Raw genomic sequence first — 3,989 nt, 5'->3', positions numbered from 1 at the left:
CTGAAGAAGGAAACCGCCGAAGCCGTCGTCGAGTACGTCACCCCGATCAAGAACCGGGTCGACGAGCTGCTGGCCGACCCGGCCGAACTGGAATCGGTGCTGGCCACCGGTGCCGAGCGCGCCGAGCAGGTGGCGTTCAAGACGCTGCAGCGCGTCAACGACCGCCTGGGCTTCCTGCCGCGTCTGCGCTGACGTTGTGGACGCCGCGCCGGGACACCCGCGGCGTCGCACACTAGGCTTTTCGGCAGACAAGGGGGTTTGCCGAAAATGACCGACTCGGACCAGCCGGGCCTACTCGACCGACTGCGTCAGCGGCATCCGTGGCTGGATCGGATCATGCGGGCCCAGGACCGCTACCAGGACTGCAACGGCGACTTCTACGCCGCCGGCATCACCTACTTCACGGTGTTCGCGCTGTTCCCGCTGCTCATGGTCGGTTTTGCCGTGGGCGGTTTCGTCCTGGCCTCCCGCCCGGACCTGCTGGCCGAGCTCGAGGTGCACATCCGGTCCGCCGTCGCGGGCGACTTCGGTAATCAGCTGGTCGGCCTGATGGACTCGGCCGTGAAATCGCGCACGTCGGTCGGCGTCATCGGCCTGGCGACCGCCGCGTGGGCCGGCCTGGGCTGGATGGCCAACCTGCGCAAGGCCCTCACCGAGATGTGGGAGCAGCAGAGCGAACCCGATGGCTGGGTGGGCACCAAGCTGTCCGACCTGCTCGCCTTGGTCTCGGCGTTCGCGGCCATCGTCGTCACCATCGGCCTGACCGCCCTGGGTGACACCGGGTTGATGGCGACAGTCCTGCACTGGTTCGGTGTCGGGCACATCCCAGGCCTCAATGCGCTGCTGCGGGTGGCGTCGATCGCGGTGTCGTTCCTCGTGGCGTGGCTCATGTTCACCTGGATCATCGCCCGGCTGCCGCGCGAGAAGGTCAGCCTGCGCAGCTCGGCCCGTGCGGCCCTGATCGCCGCGGTGGGCTTCGAACTGTTCAAGCAGGTCGCTTCGATCTACCTGCGGACCGTCATGCACGGCCCGGCCGGTGCCACGTTCGGTCCCGTGCTGGGTCTGATGGTGTTCGCCTATATCACCGCACGGCTCATCCTGTTCTCGACCGCGTGGGCGGCGACCGCCGCGGACACCATGGCGCTGGCCCCGGTGGCGCCGCCCGGACCGGCTGCGATCGTCACGCGCTACCGCGAGCGCGAGGGCGTCGACGCGAGCAGCGTGGCGGTGGGCGCGGCCGTGGGTCTGCTCGGTGGGCTGGGTCTTTCGCGGCTGGTGCGACGGCGCAGGGGATAGCTCCGGCAGCTGTTCATTGCTGAGTAATGGTGTATATGCAACAATGGTGGCATGGTCACCGCCGCTGTCGATGAGATCGCCGGAAACTGCCTGGCGGTCCGCGTCCGGCTACTCGGTCGGGCGGTGACGAGCCTGTACGACCATGCGCTCGAAGGGCATGGCGTCAGCATCGCTCAGATCAATCTCATGGCGGCGCTGGGGAAGGTCGGTCCGTGCTCGCCGGCCCGGATCGGTGAAGTGCTGCAGTTGGAGCGGTCGACAGTCAGTCGCAATCTGAGCCTGTTGATGAAACACGGTTGGGTCGAGGCGGTGTCGGTGAACGCCAAGGGCGTGCGTGAGGTCGCGCTGACCGCGTCGGGTCGCAAGAAGATCGAGGCCGTGATGCCGGCATGGCGACGGGCGCAGCAAGAGGCTGCCGAACTGCTGGGTGCCGGCGGCGTCACGGCGGTCCGGTCCCTCGCGACCAGCGTCGGCGGCCTGTCGCCCGGCGACTAGAAATCGGTTGGGGTCGGTTCTTGCCTCTGACCCCAAATGTTGTATATGCACTATAAGGAGAAGCTGCAATGTCGTCACACGCCACTTCGAAGATCTTCATGATCGGAGCGACGGGGGCCCAGGGACTTCCCGTCGCCCGCGCCCTCGCCGCCGACGGCAAGTATTCCGTTCGATTTCTCACTCGTAACGCCACGAGCGCCCGGGCCAAATCGTTGCTCGAATTGGGCGGCATCTCGGCACTCGAAGGGACATTCACCGACGAAGCCGTGCTGCGAGAAGGCTTCCGCGGATGCGACGGTGCGTTCGTCAACATCGACGGATTCAACACCGGCGAGAAGACCGAGATGTATTGGGCGATGCGCACTTACGAGATCGCCATCGAAGAAGGCGTCAAGTTTTTCGTGTACGGAAACCTCGACTACGGGCTCAAGAAAGCCGGCTACGACTCCAAGTACCGTGTCGGGCACTACGACGGCAAGGGGCGCATCGCCGAATGGATCCTGCTGCAGAATCAGGCGAATTCGGCCCGGATGGGTGCTGCCGTCTTCACGTCGGGCCCGTACATCGAAATGACGATCTCACCCCTGACGCCGATGGCGCCCAGTGTGGAGGACGGCGTCGTCACCTGGCGGGTGCCCCTCGGCGACGGCGCGGTACCCCATGTCTCCCTTGAGGATTGCGGCTACTACGTGAGGTGGCTCTTCGACAACACCGACCGGTCCAACGGCATGGACCTCGAGGTGGCCATCGACCACATCCCGTACCGCGAACTGGCCCGGGCGTTCGAAACGGTCACCGGACATCCTGCCCGATACGTCGACACGGACATCGACGCGTACTGGCAGGGCCCGCTCGGCGGCGTCGCCGATACCCCTGCCGGATACAACGCCGCCCCGGATGACCCGAGCACCATGACTTTTCGAGCCAACTTCACCGGTTTCTGGAACTTATGGAAAGACGGCATCATCGAGCGGAACTACGCGCTGCTGGACGAAATCCACCCCAACCGGATCCGCAGCGCCGAGCAGTGGTTCCGGCGTGAGGACGAACTCGGCAAGGCGGCCGGAAAGGGCAGCCTCTGGGAGCGGGTGCAGCCGCAGAACTGGAGTCTGGACTCGGCCGTTCTGAAGAGCAGCCAAGACCTGCGCACCGGAAAGCTCTGATCCCGGTCATCCCTCTTTCTCGGCATCCCGACGGCGGCGCATCAGTGCCATGATCGTCCAGCGGCTCGAATAACCCTGTCCGGCAAGCACACCCACGCTCAGCACCGCCATGATCGGGTACTGCGCGATGAGCTGGTCCGAACTCCAATAGACCGCAAGCAATCCCGCGGATACGACCGCGGACAGCGTGCTGAACACACCGAGCACCAGGACCAGCCCCAGTGCCACTTCGGTCAGCGGCGTCATGACGCCGGCCAGGTCTGCCGTCGGCCGCAGCAGGTGCTCGGCCACGAACCGGAAGTATTCCGGCACACGCGAATTCGCCGACGCGCCGTCGACGACGAGCAGGATGTCCGCGCGCCCGAAGTGCGCCCGGAACTTCACGTAGCCCTCGTGGAGCCACAGCAGTCCGAGCCCGACCCGGACCGCGCCGAAGAGTATCGACGCGGCCAGGTCGGCGCGGTCGCGCGTGGTCAGTGCGCGGGTGGTCATCAGACCGGTCGTCACATCAGCGAGGCAGCGCCGAAGACTGCCTTCGCCTTGTCGCAGTGGATGACGACGGTGGTGTAGCCCATGGTGTCGATGCCGGTCAGCGGGAACGACTGTGTGGCCTGGTCGAACTTGATGGCGGCGATCTGCTTGCCCGCGGCGACATCGGACTCGGTGGAGCCCTTCGTCAGGTACACGTACAGGTCCGGGCCCTCGTCGGAGGAGAAGTCGGTGAATTCGAGATTCATGCCGCTGACGGTCGCCGTACCGGCGACGTGCTTGCCGTTGAGGCCGGTGAAGTGGCCCGTGCGAGCGGCGGCGCTCGATGAGGTCATCGCGGAGGTCATCGCGGAGGTCATGCTGGACGACATGGCGGAACTGGAGGGGCTGGACGAACCGGCCGACTTCATCTCGTTCGCACCGCACGCGGTGAGGGTCAGGGCGAACACCGCAGCTGCTGTCGCTGCGATCGGCTTGATGACCATGTGGAACTCCTTCGAGCGTCGTGGGGTGCCGATCACCCCGTCGCCGATGAAGTTAGGGAGC

Annotated in this window: 5 protein-coding genes and 1 pseudogene; 4 read left to right on the top strand and 2 right to left on the bottom strand. The window is 65.8% G+C overall.

The window, feature by feature from the left end; genetic code table 11:
• The 4 genes and pseudogenes from VXD91_RS20920 to VXD91_RS20905 form a co-directional block, all read left to right on the top strand.
• Window positions 1-192, top strand: a pseudogene (locus VXD91_RS20920) (tryptophan--tRNA ligase); the annotation flags it as partial.
• Window positions 193-267: 75 nt separating this feature from the next.
• Complete coding sequence (gene yhjD, locus VXD91_RS20915) at window positions 268-1,296, top strand: inner membrane protein YhjD (protein ID WP_061004874.1); 1,029 nt, start codon at window positions 268-270, stop codon at window positions 1,294-1,296.
• Window positions 1,297-1,347: 51 nt separating this feature from the next.
• The gene (locus VXD91_RS20910; protein ID WP_061004872.1) at window positions 1,348-1,791 is read left to right on the top strand and encodes a MarR family winged helix-turn-helix transcriptional regulator; all 444 of its coding nucleotides are present in this window, start codon (window positions 1,348-1,350) and stop codon (window positions 1,789-1,791) included.
• A gap of 68 nt (window positions 1,792-1,859) precedes the next feature.
• On the top strand, window positions 1,860-2,954 hold the full coding sequence (locus VXD91_RS20905) for an NmrA family NAD(P)-binding protein (RefSeq protein ID WP_346416286.1): 1,095 nt from the start codon (window positions 1,860-1,862) through the stop codon (window positions 2,952-2,954).
• Window positions 2,955-2,960: 6 nt separating this feature from the next.
• Here the strand turns inward: VXD91_RS20905 and VXD91_RS20900 are convergent, their stop codons facing one another.
• Both VXD91_RS20900 and VXD91_RS20895 read right to left on the bottom strand, forming a co-directional pair.
• On the bottom strand, window positions 2,961-3,446 hold the full coding sequence (locus VXD91_RS20900) for a hypothetical protein (RefSeq protein WP_346416285.1): 486 nt from the start codon (window positions 3,444-3,446) through the stop codon (window positions 2,961-2,963).
• A gap of 11 nt (window positions 3,447-3,457) precedes the next feature.
• Window positions 3,458-3,989 (bottom strand): DM13 domain-containing protein (locus tag VXD91_RS20895; protein WP_346416284.1); only part of this gene is annotated, 532 nt, incomplete at its 5' end.

It is taken from the genome of Mycobacterium sp. SM3041 (assembly GCF_039668335.1).
Taxonomy (GTDB): domain Bacteria; phylum Actinomycetota; class Actinomycetes; order Mycobacteriales; family Mycobacteriaceae; genus Mycobacterium.
Note: the sequence above shows the minus strand (reverse complement) of the source record. Positions and strands in the feature narration are given on the sequence as shown.

What these genes read in the sequence shown, in the direction of transcription:
- yhjD (WP_061004874.1), top strand. Translation starts at nt 268, where the DNA reads ATGACCGACTCGGACCAGCCGGGCCTACTCGACCGACTGCGTCAGCGG.
- VXD91_RS20905 (WP_346416286.1), top strand. Translation starts at nt 1,860, where the DNA reads ATGTCGTCACACGCCACTTCGAAGATCTTCATGATCGGAGCGACGGGG.
- VXD91_RS20910 (WP_061004872.1), top strand. Translation starts at nt 1,348, where the DNA reads ATGGTCACCGCCGCTGTCGATGAGATCGCCGGAAACTGCCTGGCGGTC.
- VXD91_RS20900 (WP_346416285.1), bottom strand. Translation starts at nt 3,446, where the DNA reads ATGACCACCCGCGCACTGACCACGCGCGACCGCGCCGACCTGGCCGCG.